This window comes from Neorickettsia findlayensis (genome assembly GCF_009856525.1).
In the GTDB taxonomy this organism is placed as follows: domain Bacteria; phylum Pseudomonadota; class Alphaproteobacteria; order Rickettsiales; family Anaplasmataceae; genus Neorickettsia; species Neorickettsia findlayensis.
In genome coordinates, this window is sequence record NZ_CP047224.1 from 68,361 (window position 1) to 93,738 (window position 25,378).

Here is a 25,378-nt window from a genome sequence, read left to right on the forward strand (position 1 = left end):
TAGATTGTCTGAGTAGTGTGTGTACGCTCGCACTCAGGCAGTGCATTTAGAGCAGTTGTATTACTTGTCTGAAAGGATTTTTCTGTATTTTGTCTCATACGCTTTTCACGGCTTGATTCAGGAGTTTGCTGTAATGTGTGGCTTTGTTACTTTTAATTGAGTATGTCTGGGTGACTGAAGTAGACTGTTGAAAAGTCGTGTGTTGTTGATGTTAACAGTTTCGAAGTTTTTTCAGTGAGTTTTCCATTCTCTATGATTTTTGAGTATTAGGTTTTCATACACATTCCCAATAATTATGGTGTCGGTGCATAGGACAAACCACTTTGGAATGAATTGTTATATCTGTCTTTGCAGTTTTTTGGCATATTTGTTCGTGTTTTCACCCAAATTATTTTTGGAGAAGACCCATAAGTCTTAAAGTGAATTTAAACCTTTCTCACTAATGTTCCGGTTGATTAATTGTCGTTGGGTATTCTGATCCATTTATATCCTCTTGGTGTTTGAAAGCATTGGTATTTGCGTTACTTCAGAAATAAAGTAAATTTTAGAGGTATAATTGAAATAAAATTCAATACTTTTTAAAGAATATTATTTCTTTGGTATTTGGTATTCTTTTAATTTTAAGATATAAATATGCAGTCACACATAGTACATGACTGCTAAAAATATGAGGAGAAACTCGAGGAATGATATCAGAAATTTCCAAATAAGTTTACCAGATGGGCTTCAAACCTGTGGGTATATTGAAAGTGCAAGCAGTAGTCCAGGAGGAGGGGTTCACTTTTATGCCGCAGATAGTGATAACCAAACTGGAAGTGAACATCATTCAAGCCGGAGACTTGTCTGGCAGGAGCTGCCTACTGAGATACGTAAATGTATATTTAATTGGCAGACGAATCTTCAGTTTGTATTTCTCGGGTCTGCTTGGCTGGCAATAATAGCAGCGCACGTTGCTATCGAACGAATCGCTATCTTAAAAAAGAGTTTCTCTCTGAATTTGCGTATATCTTACCTATTGGCTCCCTCCCTTTTTCTTTGCGTTCTTTCGCTAATGAGGGCGGTAATGTGTGATCCAATTTTTCCCTTTAACTCGGTCTGTAGAGAAAAGGTGTATAAACTGAGGTGCCGTATCAAAGAATTTCTTCGTTATAGAAGGTTGGACGGATGGGATCCGATTGACGTGATATCGATAGTTGTCCGGCCCCATTTTTCTTTTTGCAATATGATGCTTGTTGTGGGAGGAGTTCTTTTTGTTGTCTCTATGACTGCGTTTATTGTTCTAGAGTGTTTTTCTGTGAATGGTCTATTTAATAATATGGATCCAGGGTGCTTAATTGCCTTGCAAAGCACACTACTAGCTATTTCATTCGGTTCAATTCTCACGGTTACAGCACTGTTCCTATACAGGGATCAAGTACCGTATGCTTTTGAGTTGGATAGAGTTGATTGCCAGAAAGACATAGTTGTTCAATATACTGTGAATTAAAGGAGTAATCCAAATGAGATTTGAGGTATCAAGATTCATCTCATGTGCCTAAGGAATGGTTAAGGCTTTCATTTGCTACCGAGGGTAATGACGGTTTAGTCTTGTGAGTCCCGGTGTAGGTGATTTTTGCCCTGTTTTGACCTTGATTAAGACATATTAAGCTGTACCAGCTATTTTACTACAGGTAGAAAAATATGACCCGTTAATTGAACTCTGCTGATTTGGGTATACTAGCTGATTTTCTGTTGAAACTGTCCTCTTAGGTTGAGATTATTGTTGTAACTAGGGGTCCAAGATATGCAGCTGCATGCTATTTTTATCAAAATTATCAGTGCCCCAGATCTCGCATTATTTTACAACGGAAAACTCTTGCTGGTGTTGCATAAAAATATGAAATCTCAAACGAAAGGATTTTTGATACCTGTGTCGAGGCATTACGCTTTTCGGAATCCTTGAGATTCAATTTGTGAGTATTCCAGTCTTTGTGCTCAAAAATAGTGTCTGCAGATTATGGTGACTTTTACTCTTTTTGTAAATTCCTAGTTTTCAACGGACGATATTATTTTTGGTAAACTGCCTACATATAGGTGGGTATGACATACGAAAAGCTGAATGCACGGTTCACCTCATTTATATTCAACCTGAGTATTTTTCTTTCATTTAAGATTATTAAATAAAGAGGAACTTCCTACCTATGAGCAGAAATACGTTTTCTTAACAGTGCACTGTGTGTTGATAGGCTTAGTGGATATATACAGGATTTTAGTAGATTGTGTTCATGAGAATGGAGTCAAATGTGCTAGAGGATCTGCGAGTTGAAGTGTTTCTATGATTGCATAAATCCTTTTCCTTTGTTGAGGCTGATCATTTTGTAATGATTTCGCTGCACGAGTGAAATACAAAGTGATACATAGAGCAAGTAAGCTAACAAGAGTACTACCCAAGAGTGCAGATTCGATAATTGCTAGGGTTTTCACTTTTGCAGGGTGTGTCGTGTTATCCAAACAGCCCGCAACAGTGATACAGGCAACCGAGAGTATAGCGGAGATAATCAACATTGTTTCTCTTCTTGGTTTAAATGATTGTTCTAGAGAGTATGCTGTCTCATTTATTTTGCCCATCATTTCTGATATTTCCTCATTTCTGCTCTTTATTGTTCCCTTCTTTACTCCATTATTGTACATTTCTTGCACTGCTGACCGAAGCTTTACAGAAGTTAGCTCTACTCCTTGAACGATCTTAAACGCACCTATTAAAGCCACTGCAAGTATCGGAGGGAAGAGGTATAGCCAAATACATCGACCATGCGTCATAGTGTTGTTTTTCCAGGGGAATCTGAAGAATATGTGTTCTCCAAGTGCGAACGCTGAGAGGAAGGTCATTACGGAAAACAGGGCAATGGTCTTTTTATCGAGTAATCCCCGTTTGAGTAAATCTAAATCGTTTTTTTGCATAACCGTAAAACTTGTATTGTGGGTTTTACTATATTCAAAAAAACATAATAAAGAGATAACAAACAAGAAATTGGCCAAAGAGTCGTTAGAAACTAAGCTCTACTCAATGAAAGCACTACGGAGTGGTAAAAATCCGTAGTGCCCAATAAAGAATGTACTGCCTGCGAATATTGCTTTGGGCTAGAAAGAAACCTATCTTGTTCTTATGCCCTTACCGTGCAGCTGGATTCCTGAGTAACCAGCTCTATACGTTGTTCTCCAAGAGCTGGGACTGGCTCTTCCTTGAAGAATCCAAGTTTGCCAGCAGCACTGTGCACAACCTCAGCCCTCTCCGCCGCTAGTGATAGATACACCACAGCAAGTAGCGTGAGGACAGCTATACAACACAGAGCAAACTCGCACGCCTGGTAATAAGGAGCGCTTGACGCTGCCGAGACTCCAGCGAAGTGAAACACCATTGGGGCCACGCCCAGCATCGCAGCTGATACTAGAGCTACAGCAAAAAGCACAAGCTCTGTCCTGATGTTTGACATAGCTTGCCTTGCCTCTTCCTTTATATACTGCCCGACCCCCTGTGTCTTAGAGACGTCTTGCAGCCGTCTCACGACGGTGTCGTGGCTTTTATTTTTAGACCCGACCACGAATGTTACAAGAGCTGCAAGCAGAAGTGACGCAACAAGAAGAGTACGTGCAACATGCCCATCAGCTCCACATACTTTCCCCAATTTATTATCAAAAAATAGCACAGCGGCATACATCGCCACGACCGCCATCCAAGCTATTACAAGCGCCGCATATCGGACGTAAAATGGCCGTCCACGCATAATAGCTTTTACGACTTTCCTATCCTCTTTTGTAACCATAAAGCAACTGATAAAAGTGCAAATAAACTATTGAAATACTAATCATTTTTTTAACCTTATGTCAAGAAATTAGCATATTTTGACATATTTGCGACGCAAATACCTAACTTTAATGGGGTTGGGTTTTTATGACAGTGTAAGTTTTCAGTAGAATCAAAGACAATTTCCGCAATTAAGTTGAGATATAGGACTCATTTCTGAGCATTAACGGAGTGCATCGTGTTTGTTAATTGTAAAGTCCATTCTTGGGTCTCTTGCTTTGATATGGTTATTGTTTATGTTCTATGCATTGGCAGTGTATGAGCGCATTTTATCATTTTGGCCGGAGAGTGTGTTTTGAGGATTTCTCGTTATTGGATGACTAAAGTAAGCCAATGATCTGAGAAGCTTATGTGCGAGATCTAAGGTGTCACACTGATTATTCTAATTGTGCAGATGTGTGGATTCGTTGCACAGACTCTGCACAAAAACAGCTATGGTTTGGATTGTGTGAAGGTGCTTTGCCCACACAGCAATCCACACTAGATGGTGGAATGCATGGGAAGATTCAACAACACGGCGCTTGTCGGAGTGTCTTACTGCTGAACACAGGGAGCTGAAGACCTCGAAACAGAGACCGAGCAGATCGACACACAACAGTTTGGTTGGGTGTATGAGATTAGGACTTACCTAGAGTTCGAGCATTAGTAGCTAATTGTTCAAGGTAAACAGCCTGCACGATCCCGTTGACTTGCTCTTCTGAAAGCTCAAGCACGGCTTTAGCCATCCTGGATTGCTGATGCGGTATCAAGAATGCAACAAGACTAGCACAAGCTGCTACTACGAGTGCTATTTCTAGGAAGAGAAGTGGGGCATGTGTACTTGTTCCGACCGTAGCTCCAAGAGAAACACTGATCATTACGAATGCAACACTGAAAAAAACCGCATAAGCACCAACAGAGGCGAGTGAAGGTTTTTTGTTCTGTTTTAGTTCAAAAGCGGCAGAATGTAATGCTTGGTAGCCGCCTTGGGCATGAATTTCCGATATTGTTTTTGCAATAGCGGTATTTTTTTCACTAATCGAAGGAAGTCTGCTTAGCGCAAAAAAAGAAAACACAGTCGCTCCAATGATGGGGATCAAAAGAACAGAGACGGATTCACCAAACGACCTGACACGCCCATACCGCGGTGTTTGAAGAATACAGTATGCTAGGATGATACAGACCCACAGAGCAGCTACAACGATAACAGCTTTTGATGAACTTGGATGCAAAATAGCCCATCTTAGCTTTTCTGCAGAAGGAGAAACCGGCCTAAAGAAAATAGATGAAAAATTTGCCATGACAGTAAGTAAAGCACCACAATGGGTGAAGGATTGCGAATAGGAAGATATGTAATAAGTATATCACACTCTTATTAAATTTGTCAACTTTAATTTATCTTAAGATAAGTCTATTCCTACTGTTTCAGGTAATTGATAGGTTTGTGGTGCTTGCCCAAAACAGCTTTCACATTAAAGTACCTTGATTGACACTCTAGGATCAGATTACCATTTGCAGCTGTAAATCTTTTACCTAACTTGTGTGCATGATTTAGGTAAATGCGGATCAACTGATGTAGTAAGTTGCTATAGACTTCGTCCTCCCTTAATGTCCGTCAAAAAAGCTGAGCGTCCGGTTTGTTCGCATTGCTCTACAGTAACGCCATCACGAAGCGAATACCCATAGGTTAAATAGTTACATTTCTTTTCAGATAAATGCGAAACCATTGGTGAGCTGCGCCTTCTCTGATCGGGTTCGTCACAGGCGGGTGGCTTATATGTTTCTACGTTCTGAGAGCCAGACTCTATTCCAGAGTATCTCTCATCGGGAGTGTCACTCAAAAGTGAGTACCTTCTTGAAAGCAATCTTTTATCCAAATCGTCAAAGAAATGTTCCATTTGGCAAAAATCGTCAGTGCTGTTGGCAGTTCGATTTAAGGTCAGAAGGTCAGATCGTCTTGTGTTTGGAAGGCTATCTTCTTCTATAAACGTACCCCAGCTCACTTTGGTGCCTGGGTATGTCTCTATATAGTCCCAACTCATACCATCAGCCGATGGTTGAGCTAGGTTTTCGGCTAATGTTCTCTCCCCTATTGTGTGTGTCTTGTTTTTCCACTGGATTTTGCCTACTGCACCTTCTTTCAAGAACATTGAAAGAAGGTAATTCTGTTGTATGGCGTACTGAAGGATGATCGATATTACGAAAATGCTATTGAGGGACAAAATGAATAATGGACGCTCGTTTATATCGGTATTGTTGATATTGACATTCCCCTTATGTAGTGAAGTGCTTATAAGACTCACAGTTGAGATCACAGAGCATACGCACTGTAGGGCAATCAAAGAGATGAGGATGTAATTTAGTTTAGAATATGGTGAAGAATGTGTATGCATCTTAAACAAATTTAACTCCAATCTAGAAAGCAGTAATTACTCTCTTCTATTATATTGGCATAATATTGTTATGCTAATATTAAAATAACTATATTGCAGATTACACATAAATTGAATAGAGTTGCACTCCGAACAGATGAAGCAGAAAAATCAATATGAAGATGAGACAGGATACGGTGAAGCGCTATGTTTTAAGACGTGTTATTCGGGTTAGCACACCTAGATCGCTAAATTGCGAATTTAGTTCTTGCATGTGCTGGTTTAGTAGAGCCATAAAAAATCTAAGCTTTTTTCTTTGCTCTTGTACCATTTAGTTCGCTGACATACGGGGTTTAGAGAGTTCTCATGTTTGGTCTCGAGGTATCTCAACTAAGAAACATGGATAACCTCAGTTATCTGCAATGGGAGTGAGTGATATAACTAGCGTTATCGCGCGTATAAGTATGAGAGTAATAGTTGAGATAATTGATTAGGGTTCCGCATGTTGTAAATTTATGTTCGGATTATTTTTGAGGGTTTGGGACCATAATGGCCAAACACTTTACTTATGATCATGCGGGACCTTGTAGGTTGGTTGTTGATAATAATCGAAACAATAAGCAGGTGCCTGTCTCATTATTTTAATCCAATTCCGAGATCGAGCGTTTTCTTGTGTACTTTTTAGCGATGAAAACAGTTTTCCTTGTATTGATGGATAAGACATGTTTCTGTAAGTGTTTTGTGATCTTCACCGATGTAGGAGTGAAAGTGATACTCCGCATATCCTATTGTCAATAAATCCTCCTATTTTCTTTTGTAATGTTCTAAACTAAGTTATTTATGAATTGGACATTTATTGGTGATGTAGTATCTGCATTTTGCATATCATGGAAAGGGGGTGTACCTTTGGTCGTGGTTTGCATAGAATGATCCACTTGGAGGTTATTTGAGGTCATGTATTGTATAGATGGAAAGACTGCTAAATGGGAGGTTGTTATCGGGCTGGAGGTGCATGCACAGATTCTCTCCAAAAATAAATTGTTTTCTGATGCCCCATGTGATTCCACGAAAGGGCCTAACACGGCAGTGACTCTTTTTGATGCTGCGATGCCAGGAGTCTTGCCAGTTTTGAATTTTAACTGTGTTGAAAAAGCTATTAGGGCTGGTTTGGGTCTTGGTGGAAGAATTAATTTATATTCGGTATTCGAGAGGAAACACTACTTTTATCCCGATCTTCCACATGGCTACCAGATTACACAAAATAGTTATCCGCTCATAACCGGTGGATGTGTGCGAATAAGAAATCCCGATAAAGTCATTAGGATAAATCGCATACACATCGAACAGGATGCAGGTAAAAGTATACATGATCTCTCACCTGATAAAACATACATAGACCTCAATAGGGCCGGAATCCCATTGATGGAAATAGTCTCCGAGCCCGATATGTCATCTCCAGCTGAGGCAGTTGCTTATATAGATAAGTTGAAGCTCATTCTGCAGTATGTTTGTGCTTCGAACGCTAATATGGAAAAAGGTGAGTTCCGTTGTGATGCAAATGTTTCAGTTCGAAGAATAGGTGAACTGGGATTAGGTGCAAGATGTGAGATAAAAAATCTCAACTCGACTAAAAGCCTGGCTCAGGCCATAGAGCATGAAGCTAGAAGACAAGTAGAAGTTCTTGAAAGTGGTGGTACGATTGCAGTCGAAACAAAACTTTTTGATGTAAATACCTCAAGTACTATTGCCACCAGGTCCAAGGAATCTGCAACCGAATACCGTTATTTTGCGGATCCTGACTTGCTTCCTCTTGTTTTGGAGGAAAAGTATATAGAGGATATTAAGGCTTCGATGCCTGAGTTACCTGACGAGAGAGAAAATAGGTATGTGAGAGAGCTTAACTTATCCCCATATGATGCGAACGTGCTTGTTTCAAATGTCGATGCCTCGCGATATTTTGATGCCCTCTTGGAAATTGGTCATCAGCCAAAACTTGCTGCAAGATGGATCACTGTTGAGCTTTTCGGTTTGCTTAATAGGCGTGGTATCAAAATCGTGGAAAGTCCTGTGACTCCAGCTTTGATGGATGAACTTCTGAGACTTGTGCATAGCGGGGAAATATCAGAGCGAACGGCAAAAGAGGTTCTGAGAAAAAGCTTTGAAGGTATGGGTTCGCCGAAAGAAATTGTGGAACGCGAAAACTTGCGACAAGTCACGGACGATAAGGTTATTCTCGGGTATGTAAAAGAGATATTAGATGAAAATCCCGCAAAGCTTAGAGAGTATCTCATGGGTAAAGAAAAAATACTTGCCTTTTTAGTCGGACAAGTGATCAAGAAAAGTAATGGGAATGCAAGCCCTCATTTGGTCAACAAGGTCTTACTTGAGGAACTCGAGGGGCGTCGCGTGCAGAATGGATAAGAAGTTTATGGAGCTAGCAATTAGTATTGCTCGTCAGTCTGATTGTGAAGTGCCTGTTGGGGCTGTCCTAGTTAGGCAGGGTGCTGTTATTTCTTCATCTGGTAATCGCGTTTTTCAAGATTCTGATCCTACAGCACATGCGGAAATGCTTGTCATAAGAGAAGCAATCCAGAAGCTGGGTGTGAAGTTTCTTATGGATTTCGAACTGTATGTAACATTGGAGCCGTGTCCGATGTGTATGTATGCGATGTCTTTAAGCAGGGTTGGCACACTTTGTTTTGCTGCGTACGACGAGAAACGTGGTGCTATTTCAAATGGTTGTCTTGGTACGGGGACTTATTTTCACGTACCAATGATATACGAAGGTCTTATGGAGGATGAGGCTAAGGAGCTTTTATCTGGTTTTTTCCGTATTTTAAGAAATTAAAGTTTCTCGTGGTTTCTGGTTTGCACCGTATGGCGATAATGAATAATCTGTGGTTAAGCATGCACCTACTCCATATCTGGTACAATAACGAGTCCGTTTTTGAGGTAAAGTAGTCCTCATACTCAGCCAAGTTCTTGTAACATATTTTTGAACTTTACCAAGAAGCGCATGATTTACTTAGATATTCATTTTTTCTTATTTCTGCGAAGACAGATGAAAGAAATGGTTGCATGACAGAGTTTTTCTTACTCATGTATTTCTTAGAGTGCTTTGCTCAAAGATGAGTATAAATAGTATGACAGTTTTTGCTTACCTATCACTTTATAGCCGTTCTACTGTTTCTTATGTTTTTATTCACCGGCTCCAAATCTGAGAGGCCAAATGTTGCTGGTATCTTGTTAATTGTTTACTTTATTTGTATCTCATCAGCTGTGGCTACCCAATCAACGCGAATCCAATTATCCTCATTGGTTGATTAGGTGTAATTAGGATCTGGTAGTGTGTTATTTACTGTGTATTATCAAATCTTTTTACTAAAAAATTCACTTTATAGATATTGAATAATAGAATATTAATTGTTAATCGTTACAGCAATTCTTAACAATATTAACCACTTGTGTTATGAAAACTAAAGTAGTTCGCTCTGGTGTGCTATCTCAAGCCAATGAATCACGTAGGCCTGTAAGACCACATAGATCTGGAAAACCAGTCGTTAGGTCTGTCCTCACTTTTTTCGCTGTGGTTTTCCCGATGATGGCTGGTGTGCTTATTGCTCATCTTGTGTGTAGGCTAAAGTTTAGCTTCGATAGTTCAAGGATTGTTATGTACCTTTGCGTGCCTGTCTCTTTTACTCTTCTTGTTACAGTGCTTCTTGGGTCAAGAGTTGCAGGAGATGTGGGAAATGAGCGTGCTATGGAGGCATTTGTTAAGAGTGCTGGTGGAGCAGGACGTGTGCTGTTCGTGTTACCGGGGATCGGTATGATGCTCTTAGCTGGGTTGGGGCTTGCATGCGCGTTTCTTGCGTATCCTGCTAACCAGGAAATTGCATCAGGCGCTATTGGACCATATGTAAAGGCTGAATCAGCGTGCGTGAGTATGGCTGTTATTCTGGCATTTTTCATCCTTTTGTGTCACCACTACATAGTTAGTAGGGGAGTTCATGAGGCTAATTGCTCTGGTCAAATGGAAGATTGTGCCGTTGAGGAAGGCGGACGTTTGGCTCCTGTGGGTCAACTACCTACTGCACAATAAAATTACACTTGCTATGGAGGAAATTTTTTAGCTATACGGAAACTCTATGGTAGGTACTAATATTGCGGTGGCTGTGTGCCTCTTCAGCTGATAAAAAATATGGTAGAAACCGGTTAGTGCAATGGTTATAGGGTGCTGCATTTTGAGTTTTGGTTTATGATTGGTATCTGCGATTCTTGAAATTACTTCAATTGGATGGGCTTGTAGGATCTAATTCTTTTTAAAATAGTGTACACGACAATTTGTCTTTTGCTGGTTTTGCAACTTTTGCCGTGAAAAAGCTGCTTAAAGTCACGCATCATTAGTGAAAAAGACCCATACGTTCGGTGTGAAACTCTATCGGAAGATTAAAGCCTTGCTGCTAAGGCAATGCACTAGATTAATGTTCTTTTCCACAGTCTGTGGAAATGGATGGGTCAGCCTAAGTTGCACATTTGTTTTGTACTCCATTGAGGAAATCTTCCGTGGACATTTCCTTTTTATTCTCTGGTTTCACAATTTTTACAGTTGCACACCCATCTTTAAATTGGAGAAAGATCTTTTTGGAGTTTTTTATAACACCTACCTTAGTATTTGGTGAATCTGCAGTCCTACAAGCTTCTATTACTTTTACATGTTTGCCGAATAGCTCAATTGAAACGGCACCGAAAACTCTGAGCTTCCTCAAGAATAGTTCTATTCCTTCAGAGAAATCAATGCTCACTGAATTAGGAAGTTTCTTTGAATATGTCGCGTTTCCTTCCGCTTGCGGTACAGGTTTGATTGCATCTAAAGTTTTTAATACACCGTGCAACATTGATGCACCAAGGTTAGCAAGCCGATCATGTAAGTCTGAGTATGTCTCGGTTCCATCGAGAGGGATAGCTTTTTGCTCATATACCGCCCCAGCATCTAGTTCGGATGTGATACGTATTATAGACACGCCTGCCTCTTTATCTCCCTCCAAGAGTGTATATTGAATTGGAGAGGGACCGCGCCATCTCGGTAAAAGGGACGGATGAATGTTAAGAGGTGCTAACTTCGGATGTGATAGTAACTGATCTGGTATAATAAGACCATAAGAAACAACAACAATGACATCACAAGGGGTGAGTTTTTCTCCTTTTAAAGAAAAAGGTGTTTTTATAGATAAGCCATATTCTAAAGCCTTCGAATGTACCGGAGTAATAGACGTTAAGAGGCCTCGGCCCTTAGGTTTTGGAGGTTTGGTATAGACTTCTAACACCTCGAATTGCGGGTCCGCTATAAGTTTCAAAAGCGTCGGAACCGCAAACGCCGACGATCCCATAAAAAGTATCTTCACTGAGTCCGAAACAAGCTAGAACCATCCAGTAGGGCTAACTGGACTTGAACCAGCGACCTCTCCGTTATAAGCGGAGTGCTCTAACCGACTGAGCTATAGCCCCGAAGACTGAGATTCTATCAAGAATCCTTAAACATTACAATTTTGTAGACTTCGTATGGCTTTTTCTTCATGAGATGGTGCTATCGGTTGAGAAAATTTTTGCAAGGCAACTTTATACCTAGGGAGGAAAGACAAGATGTTGCCTTGCAGCATATAATGCGGCATCAATGCACAGTTGATATTATAGGGTAGAAATTAAGGAATAGTTGCAATATATGCTCAATTTAAATAAAAACCTAAGATTCTAATTCATCTCAAGTAAGTCAGGTCCAATAGGTAAGTATCTTCTCTTGTATTCAGATTTTCTAACGCGTTCAACAACCATTGAGACTGTTTCTTGATCTATACTGAGAGTTGTTAAGTCTTGTTTACATGAAATGGCGGTTAAAATTTGGTCGAGTATGTCATATTCAGGAAGTGTATCACAATCTTTTTGGTTATACTTCAGTTCAGCGGTCGGAGCCTTTCTTAATACTGAGTCTGGGATGACATTTTTTTTTTGTAGCGTACTACTTTCTGGTATATTGTCGTTGCGCCATTGTGCAAGTTTGTAAACCTGTGTTTTTAAAAATGGTGAAATAGGTGCATACCCACCGTATGAATCACCATAGAGAGCAAAGTAACCTGTAAGAATCTCAGACCTGTTACTGGTCGAAAGTACAATACTATTGGTTTTGTTTGAAAGTCCCATTAAGATGACAGCGCGTATGCGTGATTGCAAGTTCTGCTCTGTAATATCCTGTTCTTCCCAGGTCATGCACTGCGAGAAAACCTCTTTGAATGACTGAAGCAATCCATCGATACGGATAACCATATGCGCCACGCCCAACCTATGAGCGATCTCTAGTGCATCATCAATACTATTAGTGCTTGTGTAAGGAGAAGGCATCATCACAGTTTGCACGTGATTACTACCAAATGCGTCAGTTGCGATTGTTGCAACTAGGGCCGAATCTATTCCTCCAGAAAGTCCAATGATTACGTCTAATGTGTCTGTGTTTTTTAAATACTTCCTTAGTTCGTGAAGTATAAATGAATAGTATTTTCTCAATTTGTGGTCATGTTCCCGCATGTAAGCATTACAAATAACCTTTACTTTGTGTGAGGTAAAGGAGTCCAATTGTATTTCTTGGAAGAACTCGCTGTAGGTTGCATAGGTTTTATTCGCATCTAGGATCCATATGAAAGTCTCTAATTGGTATTCTGTGCCGTATTTTACTACATGACCGAAGTATTTGCTAATAACGCATGATTCTTCAAATAGGGTATTTGTAAACTTGTGGTTTACCTTTAGGAATCTCTCCATTTTGCTAGAAAGATATTCCAGCCCTCATACTCAATTCTAGTAGAAAAGTTTGTTTCGATGAGTAGAGGCTGTTAGAATTTTCAGACTGCGTTAATTTGTTGGATTCGAAAAATTTCGTAGAGTTGTACTTCAAGTGCATTAGCTTCGAAAGTTGTTTCAGTAAGTTCTGAATATCAAGCGTGTCTTGATGTTCGATCTCATAAAAGCAACGAGTTTTGTGCAGTGTTGATATTATGAATTTGTTTAATGACTTCAAGCGTGTCTGTGTAAATGGTTTCTGATGGAATGGAAAGTTGATAAAGACTGTATCGATTACCAAATGTCACTCATGTTTATGCAAGAGCGGGTAAAGCAGATCATTAATGGTTCAGGCGATGAGTTGGTGTGGTTGTTGCAATATGAAGCGCTCTATACAAGTGGTACAAGCGCGGATCCACAGGATCTACGCAATCCAGATCTTTTCCCAGTTTTTAATGCTGGAAGAGGAGGAAAGTATACTTATCATGGTCCTGGGCAGCGTGTTATCTATCCAATACTCAATTTGAGAAGCCGTAATATATGTGATCTTCATAAATATATTTATTTGTTGGAAGAAGTAGTAATTATGACGCTTGATAACTTTGGGATTAATAGTCACAGAAAAGATGGACATACTGGAGTATGGGTGGGAACAAGATGTCAGCCGCTAAAAAAAATTGCCGCAATTGGTGTAAGAGTGAGTAAGTGGGTGAGTTATCATGGTATTGCTGTTAATTTGTATCCGGATCTGAGCCACTATGATGGGATAATTCCTTGTGGAATTAAGAATTTTGGTGTCACTTCTGTAAAGGAAGTAGGTATAGAAATAAAGAGTTTCGATACATTTGATAAATACTTTAAAAAATCATTTATAAAAATCTTTGGCGAGTAAGTGAGAATGCCATGGTGTTGGATGTGAAGTTAGATACCATTGAAGGTTGGCTTAACTTAGATAAGGAAAGTGGAATCTCCTCGTTTGGCGCATTGAAACTTTTAAAACGTAAGCTCGGTGTCAAGAAAGCCGGCTATGTGGGCACATTGGACCCTATTGCAACAGGAGTTCTGATTATTGCTCTTGGCAGGACAACAAAGCTCATCCCGCAGTTTGATGATTCTTTCAAAGAATACGAATTTACGATCGAATGGGGCACAGAAACAGATACACTAGATTCGGAGGGTACAGTGCTACGAAGCGGTGGTCTCATACCAAGTATGAGTGCAATTCTTGCGGTTTTACCGTCTTTTCTTGGTGAGCAATTACAAGTCCCACCCAGGTTCTCAGCTATCCACGTGAATGGCATTAGAGCCTATTTGCTTGCTCGAGCTGGTATGGAGTTTCAAATGCAACCCAGGAGAATCATTATACACAGTATCGAGTGTATAAAGCATTCATCTGGGCAATCAGTCCTAAGAGTATCATGTAGTAAAGGAACTTACGTTAGGGCGATCGCTCGGGACATTGCACACAAACTAGGTTCACTGGCATTCGTTAGTAGGATACGCAGAACAAAGTCAGGCGTGTTCGACATCACCAGTGGGAACAAGCTTTCAGAAATTACAAAGGAGCATATAATTCCACCGAGTGCTCCATTCAAAACGCTTAGTCCATAAGCGTTTTGCCTTGGCTTTTGTTTGTACCGGACACATCTAAAGTCCGCTCCAATGATGAGTTCTGGATGCTCAAGCGTACGAGAAGTGCAATGGCGACCGCTACAAAAACAGCCAAGCAACAAAAAGCACAGAGCAGCAAGAGTTTGTTGGTATTCATGCAATCCACCTGCTGTAGCAACGCTATACCACTAAGTGTAGGGCCTTTCTGAGGTATAGTCAAGAAATTTACCTATTTTTATAGGTGGTTCTGCTTCTATAACGCGCGCTTTTGCCATGGTAAGACGGTTATATTTCCTATTTACTAAGGGGCAAGTGATTCGTGATTTTTTCGTTTGTTCTCGCAAATAGAGCGTTTCCCTTAAAATAGGGGTCCGTTGTCGTTGAAGGAGGTATCACTGAGAAACTAGGATAGTTCAAAATGCTATAGGAGAGAATTGCACGTATATATAGAAAGGTATTACAATACTATTATTCAGTGAGATTTTTTGGGTACATCCCCTATGTAGGGGATGGTGCTTTGATCGTTTATTCTGAGGGTTTGGCTTGCTTATTCTGTGCCAGTTGTGTGGAAGATACAGAGCTGAGCCCAGCCATTTTACTATTTTCCCGTAAGTATTGGAGGTTGAGAATGTCGGCTGTCGAGTTATGTGAGCCAAAGTGTTTGATTTCCATATTGCTTATCGCTGTAGTGAGTTTGTTATCTCTACTTGTTGTTCTTGCCATATGGATTATTTCTTTGAGAATGGTCAAAGCAGAAATTAGGACACTTAAAAAGAGGGTTGAGGATTTTCATGAAAGATTAGATCTCTATTTTGCAATGAGTACAGACATGTCTTGCGATCAAGAAGTTAGCATGCAGTATGTGGACGGTTTACACCAAACTCACTGGATACAGAGTAGTGGTGACTTATCAAACGCGGCTTATTGTACTGCGGATGGTGCTGAGAGAATGCCCACTAACGAGCACACGCTTGTAAAACAGTTAAAACCTGAAGCGCCATTACCAAACGTGGCTTATTGTACTGTGGATGATGGTGAGAAACTGGCCATATACCAGAAGATGGTTGAAAAATGGTTAAGGTATGAAGCGCCATTATCAAACGCGGCTTATTGTACTGCGGATGGTGCTGAGAAACTGTCCATTTACGAGAACATGCTTATAAAATGGTTAATGGATGAAGCGCCATTATCAGACGCGGTTCATTATACTGCGAATGCTGCTGAGAAACTGGCCATTTACGAGCACATATTTGTAAAATGGTTAACACATAAAGCGTCATTATCACTTAAGAATGTTGAGTCGCAAAGGTATGATCACACCGTCAATGTCTCTGAAAGCCTCAAAACAGATAGCTGCAACAATGCTAAGCCAATGGCGGGCTTTTTGAAGGTAAAGTATATCAAGGATCCTATATTCATGCACTTTATGCGGAGTGAATTATCCTGCTTCAGTATGATAGTTCCTCCTTTGAGTGATGCTAGTGAGTCAGAAGAACAGGAGACGTCTGTTGAATTGCCCAGTGTTACTGAATCTGGATCGCTCAATATAAGTAGGGTTCTTTTAGCGTGATGTGTTCAGTAATGTACATAATGTGCTAATTTATTCGTTTTGTAGTCTATTTGCATCTGGCGGTCCAACATTAGTCTCGCGTGGTGTGTTTTGACTGCCCGAATTATTTTGCTGAAGCAGGTAATTGTACTCTTCATCTTACATGCCTGGTGTACATACTGATGTTTCCAGTTTCGTACGTCCTTGTACCGCATAATGACTTGCCTTCCGGTGCTGCTTTTTACGAGACGAATATATCTGTTTTATGAGTTGTTGTAATGCTACTACGTACCAATTAGGGATTTCTCTAGGTATTGTATGTATACAAAGAGAGAAATCTCCAGTACTAAAAGAGCTGCATGAATCAACAAACGAATTGGTGTATGTGAGGGCAATTAAAGTTTCTTTGCAGTACAAGTATTGGTTGTTGAATACGTGATTCCTGAAACATATAAGTCTGATCTATCCAGGTGTGAAGCAGGCTGATCTCCGCTAAGGTTGTTTGTCATTTCTTCCATTCAGAATATTAAAAAGATGGTGTTTGCTGGGTTTTTCTCGTTATGTCACTGTCTTTGCTTAGTCACAATTATGGGTAGTAATCTGGAAAGAATGTGCAAAACGGTTGAGCTCCTTGATGTACTGGAACACGTTTAGGTGTTTACCCGTCCGAATATGTTTCAGTTTTTTCTATAAGAATGTTTTAGGGTGCAAAAATGGTGAACTGATCAATAGCATAAGTAAACTTTTTCATTCTCTATGCACCAAAAATATGTAGGAATTTATCTGTGTTTGTATGGAACTTTATTCTATTGTATTTTAGAATTGGTATTAACCAATGATTCAATCAATAAGATGAATTTCTATATCAAAATAGGTGTAATAGTTGGCGGTGTGGTTTTACTTGTAGCTGCGCTATCAACATTTATAGTGTTCACAAAACGTACTAAGCGCAAATATCCATTAGAGGAGATTCTCCCTAGTCAGTTTGTAAAAAGAAGTGGAACTAGTCAACCAAAGCCAACAGTCCAAAAAGAAGGAGAGGGGCATAGTAAAGAGCATGTGGATTCTTACGGACAGCTAAATGCTCCGAATTCTGTGTTCAGTGAGTCAGCACTTTCACAAGATATTCAAGTTCCTGGTCTGAAAGGTTGTTTTTTGAGTTCAGATGGAATTTTAGGTGCTGAAAATGAAGCAACTCAACCCAACTGGTGTGGTAACGTGATCATTGTTGACCTCTCTGCAAGTGTAATAAAGGATTACTGCTACAGTAGAACAGGTAGTTCAAGAAGGTTGTATGAAGTTCTTGGAATCAGTGAAGGTCCAATCGAGGATAGTATGAGCAAAGCATTGCGGTTTCTATATGAAAATTCATCTATCAATTCAAGGGTTTTTAGTGGTCAAAACTGGAAGGCTCGTGTTTTACATATTGCTCCTCCGGATACACGTCCCATAAATCATCGTATTGTGCAAGATTTGGGGGTGCCTTACACGGCCTTTTCTTGCACTTTCGTGGATATATTGCATTGCATTAAAACCGGATTGCGCAATTTTGCTCGTGAAGCCACCCTTTTAATACCGGTGATGGATTTGCCAGAGCGCGGCAAAGATTTGTTGAAATCTGATCAGCTGAAAGTTTTTGCTAAAGCATTTCTGGATATTGCCAATAAGGGTTTGGATAAACCTTTGACCGAGGCTTTAGGTGTCAAGGGTGTGAAGATTTGTTGCTACGGTACGGATACACAACGTGCTTTAGCTGAAGTAATGGCCCAACGAGCTATTACAGGCAGAGGTGCACTTGATTAGTACAGGTTGGCGCTCTTGCTGCTCTGGAAGGTAGCGTTTCTATAAATGCTCTTTACAGTGTGGCTTGCTCACCTAAAGCGTGGTGGAATACTGACGTAGTAATTATTGGTACAGAGAACGTGGGTGCTCTTATTTATCATCGTACCCTAGGTGTCCTTTATACGAGGCTCTCGGAATTGTTGGTACTAAAATCAAAAGATCTGCACCGGTCACGATTGATGGTGTTCAAGTTTTCTGCGGTCCACGAGGTCGCACTCCTGCAGGGAGAAACTGGATGATTGTGCATGCTATTCCTAATGCCTATTATCAGATTGATCGAATGAAAAATGCGTCTGTTGTGCGGCATCATCTCAGTAGTTTTGCAAATATTCTCTCCGGTTAGGAGTTTGCCAAATATGTTAATGGGGAGGTGGGACAGTCTTTGGGTCCAGGTTGTGTGCCCCCAACTATCTTGATAGAGTCCCCATTGTTAACAGAGCCTGACGAAATGCGTCATTTTGCTTGGTGCCTTGCTACTCAGCCTGGTGTGGAGAAGGATGGTATTCTGTCCTATATGAATTTGCCAGTTAAGGTTTGGTGGGCTGCTGTGGCGACCATGGCAAACGCTTTCTCCAGTGAGGATTTTGCCACATATGTTAGGAAGCAGACGCGACCGCATTGGGGTCCAGGTTGTATGCCCACTGTCTTGGTAGAACCTCCGTTGACAGATCACCCTGTGGTGCCACGGTCTGAGCAAATGCGTTATTTTGCTAGGTGCCTTGCTGGTGCGTACAGGCATGGTATTCTGCCATGTATGAAGGTGCGAGCTACGGTTTGTTGTGGTAGTGAAGAGCTGCATGCTGCTGCTCTCGAGGGAGTAAGAGATGCTGTACAAGAGCGTTTACAAGAGGGGAGAGGGACATAGTAGCCATCCAATATCTTGTGTTTTAGCTAGAACGATAGTTCAGCGGTTGGTATCTTTTCCTTAAGTAAATATTTTAAAAAAATTCTTTGGGGTCTCTCAAAATTTACTATTTCACGTTACAACGTTTAGTGAAAATAATAAGATAATTAAGCTTTTAATTATAGCTGGTTAGGGGGGTTTATGGGAACAAGTGAGAAGATAGCATTAGGAGTCGGAGTTGTATTAGGCGTTCTGCTCTTAGTAGCTATGCTGTATTGTCTCCATTGGTTATTTAGGAGACGTGCCGCATTGAGAGCTGCTTCAGAAGAGGAAAGTAAGCAGCCTGCAGCTAAAGAACCTCCGGTTCCTCGTCTTGAAGAAGTAAAAGTTGGCACTCTTGCTGCTCTGGAAAGTTGCATTAGTCAAGATGAGCTTTTCGGTCAGCCTGACTTAGCTTATGGTTCGCTTTGGTCAATGGAAGCGAGCTGGGGTACTGATGTAGTGATTGTGGATACAGAACCTAGATGCTCTCTTCTACCATCCTACGGTGACACTCGTTTATACAGAGCCCTCGGAATTCGTGGTCGTCCGATTGACAAATCTAAATGGACTATGATTAATGGTGTTGAAATTTTCTGCGGTTCACGAGGTCGTACTTCCAGAGGACGTCGCTGGGTGCTTGTGCATGCTGTTCCTAGTGCGTGTTATCATACTGATTCAATAGAAAATGCGGCTGCTGCGCGGCGTCATCTTGGTAATTTTGCAAGTGTTCTTTCCAGTGGTGAGTTTGCAGAGTATGTTAAGGGGCAGGTGCGACGGCATTGGGGTCCAGGTTGTATGCCCACTGTCTTGGTAGAACCTCCGTTTGCAGATCACCCTGTGATGCGATGGCATGAGCGAGTCCGTCATTTTGTTGGGTACCTTGCTGCTCAGCCTGGTGTGGACAGGCGTGGTATTCTGCCACATATGAATTTGCCAGTTAAGGTTTGTTGTGGTAGTAAAGAGCTGCAGGCTGCTGCTCTCGAGGGAGTAAGAGATGCTGTAAAAGAGCGTTCACAGGAAAGGTCTTCACAAGGAGTGGGAGGAATATAGCAGCTATCCTATATTTCGTGTTTTAGCTAAAACGATAGTTCAGTGTTTAATGAATATTTTAAGCAAATTTTTTAAGATTTCTCAAGATTTATTGTTTTACGTTATAATATTTGATAGAACCACGTTGCAATCTTTAATAAAAATAGCAAAACAATTGAACTTTTAATTATAGCAAGTTAGGGGGGTTTATGGACAAAAATCAGTGGATAGCATTAGGAGTCGGACTCGGATTAGGCCTCCTACTCCTAGCAGTTATGATTTATTGTATCTGGCGGTCACGTGGGAAGGTGCTTCCTGGAGAGGGTACTGTGGAGCATCGCATAAAAGCTGCCCTTGGAAGTGTGAGCAGCACAGTTAGAGTCGAAGATGTCGCTGAGTTTCCTGTTACGAGAGATTGCTTTAGTGCAGATGGGCTTTTAGGTCCGGCTGGGTCAACTGAACTGAACTGGGATACTCACGTAGTAATTGTGGATACAAGTCCAACTCCACTCACCCATGATATCTACCCTGGTGATGGTCCTCAAGGTTCTTTGTATAAGGCTCTCGGAATTGTTGGTGCTCCGGTTTCTAAAGTTGAAAGGAAGCTTAGTCGTCGTTGTTGTGCCGAAGTTGTCCGTGGTCCACAAGGTTGCACTGCTGCAGGGAAAAGCTGGATTCTTGTGCATCTTGTTTGTCCTGACTTGCATGAGCCTAGTGAGGGAGTGACTGGGGATGATATGGGGGAGATGCTCGGTCAATCAGCGGCGGCTCTTGCTGGATCCCTGATTGCTACCTGTGTTGATGATATAGAAAAGCAACATGGTAAAGGTGCTTGCGCTATCTTGGTACAACCTCCGTTTTCACAGCAACATGCTGGTGTGCTACCACGGGAAGGCCAAGTCGCTCGTTTTGCTGAGTGCCTGCGTGTTATGCTTAGGTCTACTGGGCGCTGCGCTTTTAAATCACTGAACGCGCCAATTAAGGTTTGTTGTGAAAATAAAGAGCTGCAGAAGGCTGCTGTTAAAGCAGTGAAAGAGGCGGAAAAAGAACTAGGAGAAGGAGGTGGCTGGCTCTCCAGGCTATTTTGTTAGCAAAACGATAGTTCAGCGCTATTTGCTTTAAGTAAATATTTCAAGATTTCTTAAGATTTATTATTTTACGTTATAATATTTGATAGAACCACGTTGCAATCTTTAATAGAAACAGTAAAATAATTAAACTTTTAATGATAGCAAGTTAGGGGGGCTTATGGACAAAAATCAATGGATAGCATTAGGAGTAGCTTTGGGTCTATTAGTCTTGCTACTCTTAGCAGCTATGTTCTATTGTCTCCATTTGTTATTTAGGAGACGTGCTTCGTTAACAGCTGACAAAGAAGAGGAAGGCGAGCAGCTTTTACCCGAAGGATCTCCGGTTCCTCACCCTAAAGATCAGGTTCCAGTGAAACCGGCAGCACTTCCGCCTTTTCATCTTGCAAGTCCCGAACTCGGACCGCAAAAAATACAAATTTATGGGCAACGCAATTGTTATCTATCCCAAGAGGGAATTTTAGGCGTGAAACCTGGAGAACAAGGACACAAGTGGAGAGGTAATGTGATAGTCCTAGATCCAAGTGGGACAATTTTCCAGACACGTTGCTATTCTGGAGGTGGTGCCTCGGGTGCCTTGTATGCAGCTCTGGGAGTTTATGGCGAAGCGGTTGGACAGGTTGTGTCAAGTGCTCTTGCTAGGTCGCGTGTAGTCGTTAACCCATCTATCTTTATTGGTAGGCATTACCGGGTGCATGTTGTACACCTTCAGTCTCCAGATATGCGTAGGCGCGATGGTGGCGAAGCCAGTGTCCGTGTCCTGAAAATGCAGCTCCTGCTTCTATTCCTTGAGGCTTTTTCAGTTATTCGGCGCGAGAGTTTTCCTGGGGACTCTATTATCATGATGCCGCTGGTGGCTTCGGGTATACATTCTGGAGGGATAGGAACTCAAGATTATTGTCGTGCTTTTTGTGATGCGTTTTGTACTGCTGCTGCGGAGCTTGGCGGTGGTGATCTAGTTGCAGCTTTAGGTGTACAAGAGCTGAGGATTTGTTGCTACGGTACGGATACACAACGTGCTTTAGCTGAAGTAATGGCCCAACGAGCTATTACAGGCAGAGGTGCACTTGATTAGTACAGGTTGGCGCTCTTGCTGCTCTGGAAGGTAGCGTTTCTATAAATGCTCTTTACAGTGTGGCTTGCTCACCTAAAGCGTGGTGGAATACTGACGTAGTAATTATTGGTACAGAGAACGTGGGTGCTCTTATTTATCATCGTACCCTAGGTGTCCTTTATACGAGGCTCTCGGAATTGTTGGTACTAAAATCAAAAGATCTGCACCGGTCACGATTGATGGTGTTCAAGTTTTCTGCGGTCCACGAGGTCGCACTCCTGCAGGGAGAAACTGGATGATTGTGCATGCTATTCCTAATGCCTATTATCAGATTGATCGAATGAAAAATGCGTCTGTTGTGCGGCATCATCTCAGTAGTTTTGCAAATATTCTCTCCGGTTAGGAGTTTGCCAAATATGTTAATGGGGAGGTGGGACAGTCTTTGGGTCCAGGTTGTGTGCCCCCAACTATCTTGATAGAGTCCCCATTGTTAACAGAGCCTGACGAAATGCGTCATTTTGCTTGGTGCCTTGCTACTCAGCCTGGTGTGGAGAAGGATGGTGTTCTGTCCTATATGAATTTGCCCGGTAAGGTTTGTTGTGCATGGGAAGCGCTGCAGGATTCTGCGCTCGATGGAGTGAGAGATGCTGTAAAAGAGCGCTCACAGGAAAGGTCTTCACAAGAAGGGAGAGGAATATAGCAGCTATCCTATATTTCGTGTTTTAGCTAAAACGATAGTTCAGCAAACAGATATGGATGCTGCATCAGCGAGTTAGTGTAGCGTTCAAGTGATGGGGGTCACAGCATTTATGTGGTGAGCTGCAGGGTTTAGGTGTGTGAATCTCATCTTCTCAATCGTGATTCGGTTGCGGTTTGTGTGTTATTAGTCTCTTTTTAATCTAAAAAGTATATGCTGATTCTACAATCAAAACTTGGGTAGTTGATCGGATTAAGTAAAACTTGTAAAGGAGAATAGTATGTGGTGGAGGTGCTTGTGTGTCGCTTTGCTGCTGAGTGCAGCGTTTTTGTTATTCTCCTTTCTGCTATCTTTCGTATTATGTACTTATAAGATTCCGTTAGGGCGTGGAAAAGACGTTGTTCATGCCGATCCGCCGCGGTCATTTTTTAGGCAGATCGATGCCAAGTTATTGCATGTAGAGGATTTTCAAATGCACGGATGCTATCTATCTTCGGAGAATCTGTTGGGTTGCGATAATGATGAAGAGGTTTATCCACAATGGGGCGGAAGTGTAATAGTTGTTGATCCAAATGAAAGAATTGTTTTACATGGAAAGTATGACGGATCAGGTGTGTTTGGGAAGATGTACCACAGTCTGCGAATCTTTGGGCATAATCCTTTTTATTATGTAAGTAGGGAGTGCTTGTTAAAGTACGGTGTGTGTACGTCACTTCAATTTAGCACTTATACTTCGTGCGTTTTTCTGTTGCACTCCAGTCCTCCATATATACCTCTTACCCGTAATGAGAAAGAGTACTCATTCGCATGCAAGGTGCTTAAAAAGCGATTTCTACTAATCTTGCGGTTAGCAAAAGATCAGAGTCATTCTTATATCGGTAAAATTACGAACATTTACATCCCATTTTTGCATAATGTAGAAAGTTTTACTGCTAGTGAGAAGGAACTGTATATGGATTTATTCGCAAATGCGTTTAGTGAAGCAGTAACCGAGCTTTTACGTCAAACTACCGAATCCTTATCCGAGTTCATAAAGATACCCGATATAAGGATTTGTTGTGGAAGTCTTGCTATGCGAGACATGCTGGAGTTAGCATTTGAGCGTGAATTTGAACGTAGTCGCTCGGTTGCGGAAGCTTCCTTAAAAGGTTGTATTGCCAGGATGATTTAGCAACTCAATGAGAAATGTGTTATTGCCAGAGGAATTAGATTTCGGAGATTGGTACAGCAGTTCTATTTTCTTAGTTTTGACTTATGGGACGCGTTGTCTGTCGTGATTCCTGCTGTTTGTGTATTTTGATAAGTACATTTCTAAAGTGATCGACCATAGTATCAACGTGTGAGTTCTCACTGCATGGTGATAATTTTTTCTGTTTTGGCGGACCTTTGTAGGATAAACGTCCTCTGCCCGAATCTCATCGGAAGTTCTAGGTATGCATAAGGTACTCATTTGTTCTGGGAGTCAAGTAAAATTGTTATTTGGTACTCGAAGAGATATGTATGGCTGGTAATAAACAAGTCGCACATAGGTAAACCCACTCAAAACAAAAATAAGTTAGCCTGCGGTATAATAGAAAAATTAAGTTTCTTGTTATATTGTAAAATCTGTAATACCGTACTACAGATATGTGACATCATATAGAATAAAGTGCTGGGATGTGAGCTGTAGTTGCATGCTTTTTTCTGCCTATTTCTTGGGACATACAGCTAAAATATTTGAATGATTTTGGCTTATGTCATAAAAGGATAGTGTTGGGTTTTGCTCCATTGTCTTAAGTATTACGCGCGTAGGCTATGTTTCCTGCCGATAGAAATGACGTTCTTGTGTCTTGCCTGGCAGCAGTGGTGCTTTTATCCATTGTTGCGTTTTACTTTTCGCACAAGGTTATCTCAAAAAAACGAAAATTTAAGGAACGAACTGCCGTACCGTCAGTAGAAAGGGCATCTTCAACACCGCAATCTGAAGGGAAACCAAATGCTCAACCATCTGTCCCAAGTAATGTTGTTCAATGTTGCCATCCAGTTCTTCCGATTTCTCTTCTTAGAAAATTAAGTGGTTGCATAATATCGCAAGAAGAGATAGTAATTTTTTGCAACCAAGGTAAAAAATTTTCAGGTAGGAGAACAGTTATTGCGGAAGTATCCAAAGGAGACTTTTCTTCACAGGATGGGTTTCAATGCGATGGTAATATTATGAGGGTCCGAGGGGTTCTTCCGACTGGAGTGCCATTGTCAGATGCGTTTACGCGGTTTTTCACGTGTGTTTTTACAACTGTAGCAACACGGGGCGCATTATCTGGTGTGACAAATGGAGCAACGTTATACATTCCTTTTCCAATACAGCCTCTAGAGCAGGGAGAAGCATATGATGCATATGCCTCAGCATTCGTGGAGGGATTAGTTTTTGCTTCTGTATCATGTTCTGGTTCTGAAGGCTTGGTTCGTGCATTGGGTTTAGAGGAGATAAGATTCTGTTGTGGGAGTTCCAGTGCGTTTCAAATACTTGTCAGTGCATTTAATAACAGCACAACAGTTCAACAGGCTGTAGGGTACAGGGCCCTAAAATAACAAACTATTTTATATTTTTCTATAAAACTGT

At 41.1% G+C, this 25,378-nt stretch carries 22 protein-coding genes and 1 tRNA gene; 15 read left to right on the forward strand and 8 right to left on the reverse strand.

Annotation, left to right across the window (positions count from 1 at the left end):
* The first annotated feature begins 667 nt into the window (after positions 1 to 667).
* Complete coding sequence (locus tag GP480_RS00320) at positions 668 to 1,486, forward strand: hypothetical protein (protein ID WP_160094828.1); 819 nt, start codon at positions 668 to 670, stop codon at positions 1,484 to 1,486.
* A gap of 776 nt (positions 1,487 to 2,262) precedes the next feature.
* Here the strand turns inward: GP480_RS00320 and GP480_RS00325 are convergent.
* The 4 genes from GP480_RS00325 to GP480_RS00340 form a co-directional block, all read right to left on the reverse strand.
* Positions 2,263 to 2,940 carry a hypothetical protein gene (locus tag GP480_RS00325; protein ID WP_160094830.1) on the reverse strand — a complete coding sequence of 226 codons (678 nt, stop codon included), beginning with the start codon at positions 2,938 to 2,940 and terminating at the stop codon, positions 2,263 to 2,265.
* A 203-nt stretch (positions 2,941 to 3,143) separates the two neighbouring features.
* On the reverse strand, positions 3,144 to 3,803 hold the full coding sequence (locus tag GP480_RS00330) for a hypothetical protein (RefSeq protein ID WP_160094832.1): 660 nt from the start codon (positions 3,801 to 3,803) through the stop codon (positions 3,144 to 3,146).
* 658 nt (positions 3,804 to 4,461) lie between these two features.
* On the reverse strand, positions 4,462 to 5,124 hold the full coding sequence (locus tag GP480_RS00335) for a hypothetical protein (RefSeq protein WP_160094834.1): 663 nt from the start codon (positions 5,122 to 5,124) through the stop codon (positions 4,462 to 4,464).
* A 285-nt stretch (positions 5,125 to 5,409) separates the two neighbouring features.
* The gene (locus GP480_RS00340; protein WP_160094836.1) at positions 5,410 to 6,126 is read right to left on the reverse strand and encodes a hypothetical protein; all 717 of its coding nucleotides are present in this window, start codon (positions 6,124 to 6,126) and stop codon (positions 5,410 to 5,412) included.
* A gap of 1,023 nt (positions 6,127 to 7,149) precedes the next feature.
* On the opposite strand from GP480_RS00340, the gene gatB reads away from it, so the two are divergent.
* From gatB to GP480_RS00355, 3 genes are all read left to right on the forward strand, one after another.
* Entirely contained in the window at positions 7,150 to 8,616 is a 1,467-nt protein-coding gene (gene gatB, locus GP480_RS00345; protein WP_160094838.1) for an Asp-tRNA(Asn)/Glu-tRNA(Gln) amidotransferase subunit GatB, read from the forward strand.
* A complete protein-coding gene (locus tag GP480_RS00350; RefSeq protein ID WP_160094840.1) occupies positions 8,609 to 9,043 on the forward strand; it encodes a nucleoside deaminase in 435 nt (144 codons plus the stop codon). The genes gatB and GP480_RS00350 overlap by 8 nt, the downstream gene beginning before the upstream one ends.
* Positions 9,044 to 9,664: 621 nt before the next feature.
* Positions 9,665 to 10,294 carry a hypothetical protein gene (locus GP480_RS00355; RefSeq protein WP_160094842.1) on the forward strand — a complete coding sequence of 210 codons (630 nt, stop codon included), beginning with the start codon at positions 9,665 to 9,667 and terminating at the stop codon, positions 10,292 to 10,294.
* Positions 10,295 to 10,715: 421 nt separating this feature from the next.
* Here the strand turns inward: GP480_RS00355 and fmt are convergent, their stop codons facing one another.
* The 3 genes from fmt to nadE all read right to left on the reverse strand — a co-directional run bounded on the left by fmt (position 10,716) and on the right by nadE (position 13,005).
* Positions 10,716 to 11,582: a methionyl-tRNA formyltransferase gene (fmt, locus tag GP480_RS00360; protein ID WP_160094844.1), complete on the reverse strand. Its 867-nt coding sequence runs from the start codon at positions 11,580 to 11,582 to the stop codon at positions 10,716 to 10,718.
* 44 nt (positions 11,583 to 11,626) lie between these two features.
* Positions 11,627 to 11,700: transfer RNA gene (locus GP480_RS00365), tRNA-Ile, on the reverse strand.
* 243 nt (positions 11,701 to 11,943) lie between these two features.
* Positions 11,944 to 13,005, reverse strand: a complete 1,062-nt coding sequence (nadE, locus tag GP480_RS00370; protein WP_237111359.1) for an NAD(+) synthase — start codon at positions 13,003 to 13,005, stop codon at positions 11,944 to 11,946.
* Positions 13,006 to 13,285: 280 nt separating this feature from the next.
* Here nadE and lipB point away from each other — a divergent pair, with 280 nt between their 5' ends.
* Positions 13,286 to 13,915: a lipoyl(octanoyl) transferase LipB gene (gene lipB, locus GP480_RS00375; RefSeq protein ID WP_160094846.1), complete on the forward strand. Its 630-nt coding sequence runs from the start codon at positions 13,286 to 13,288 to the stop codon at positions 13,913 to 13,915.
* 23 nt (positions 13,916 to 13,938) lie between these two features.
* Positions 13,939 to 14,634 carry a tRNA pseudouridine(55) synthase TruB gene (truB, locus tag GP480_RS00380; protein WP_237111360.1) on the forward strand — a complete coding sequence of 232 codons (696 nt, stop codon included), beginning with the start codon at positions 13,939 to 13,941 and terminating at the stop codon, positions 14,632 to 14,634.
* Here truB and GP480_RS00385 read toward each other — a convergent pair.
* Entirely contained in the window at positions 14,624 to 14,791 is a 168-nt protein-coding gene (locus tag GP480_RS00385) for a hypothetical protein (protein WP_160094850.1), read from the reverse strand. The genes truB and GP480_RS00385 overlap by 11 nt on opposite strands.
* 471 nt (positions 14,792 to 15,262) lie before the next feature.
* Here GP480_RS00385 and GP480_RS00390 point away from each other — a divergent pair, with 471 nt between their 5' ends.
* From GP480_RS00390 to GP480_RS00430, 9 genes are all read left to right on the forward strand, one after another.
* A complete protein-coding gene (locus GP480_RS00390; protein WP_160094852.1) occupies positions 15,263 to 16,204 on the forward strand; it encodes a hypothetical protein in 942 nt (313 codons plus the stop codon).
* Positions 16,205 to 17,035: 831 nt separating this feature from the next.
* Positions 17,036 to 17,986, forward strand: a complete 951-nt coding sequence (locus tag GP480_RS00395) for a hypothetical protein (RefSeq protein ID WP_160094854.1) — start codon at positions 17,036 to 17,038, stop codon at positions 17,984 to 17,986.
* 487 nt (positions 17,987 to 18,473) lie between these two features.
* Entirely contained in the window at positions 18,474 to 18,890 is a 417-nt protein-coding gene (locus tag GP480_RS00400; protein WP_160094856.1) for a hypothetical protein, read from the forward strand.
* Between the two features lie 180 nt (positions 18,891 to 19,070).
* Positions 19,071 to 19,961, forward strand: coding sequence for a hypothetical protein (locus GP480_RS00405; RefSeq protein ID WP_160094858.1), 891 nt, complete (start codon positions 19,071 to 19,073; stop codon positions 19,959 to 19,961).
* A 188-nt stretch (positions 19,962 to 20,149) separates the two neighbouring features.
* Positions 20,150 to 21,031, forward strand: a complete 882-nt coding sequence (locus tag GP480_RS00410) for a hypothetical protein (RefSeq protein WP_160094860.1) — start codon at positions 20,150 to 20,152, stop codon at positions 21,029 to 21,031.
* Positions 21,032 to 21,188: 157 nt separating this feature from the next.
* Positions 21,189 to 22,103 carry a hypothetical protein gene (locus tag GP480_RS00415; RefSeq protein ID WP_160094862.1) on the forward strand — a complete coding sequence of 305 codons (915 nt, stop codon included), beginning with the start codon at positions 21,189 to 21,191 and terminating at the stop codon, positions 22,101 to 22,103.
* A gap of 487 nt (positions 22,104 to 22,590) precedes the next feature.
* The gene (locus tag GP480_RS00420; protein ID WP_160094864.1) at positions 22,591 to 22,782 is read left to right on the forward strand and encodes a hypothetical protein; all 192 of its coding nucleotides are present in this window, start codon (positions 22,591 to 22,593) and stop codon (positions 22,780 to 22,782) included.
* A gap of 304 nt (positions 22,783 to 23,086) precedes the next feature.
* The gene (locus GP480_RS00425; protein ID WP_237111361.1) at positions 23,087 to 23,950 is read left to right on the forward strand and encodes a hypothetical protein; all 864 of its coding nucleotides are present in this window, start codon (positions 23,087 to 23,089) and stop codon (positions 23,948 to 23,950) included.
* Between the two features lie 623 nt (positions 23,951 to 24,573).
* Positions 24,574 to 25,347: a hypothetical protein gene (locus GP480_RS00430; RefSeq protein WP_160094868.1), complete on the forward strand. Its 774-nt coding sequence runs from the start codon at positions 24,574 to 24,576 to the stop codon at positions 25,345 to 25,347.
* Positions 25,348 to 25,378: the final 31 nt, after the last annotated feature.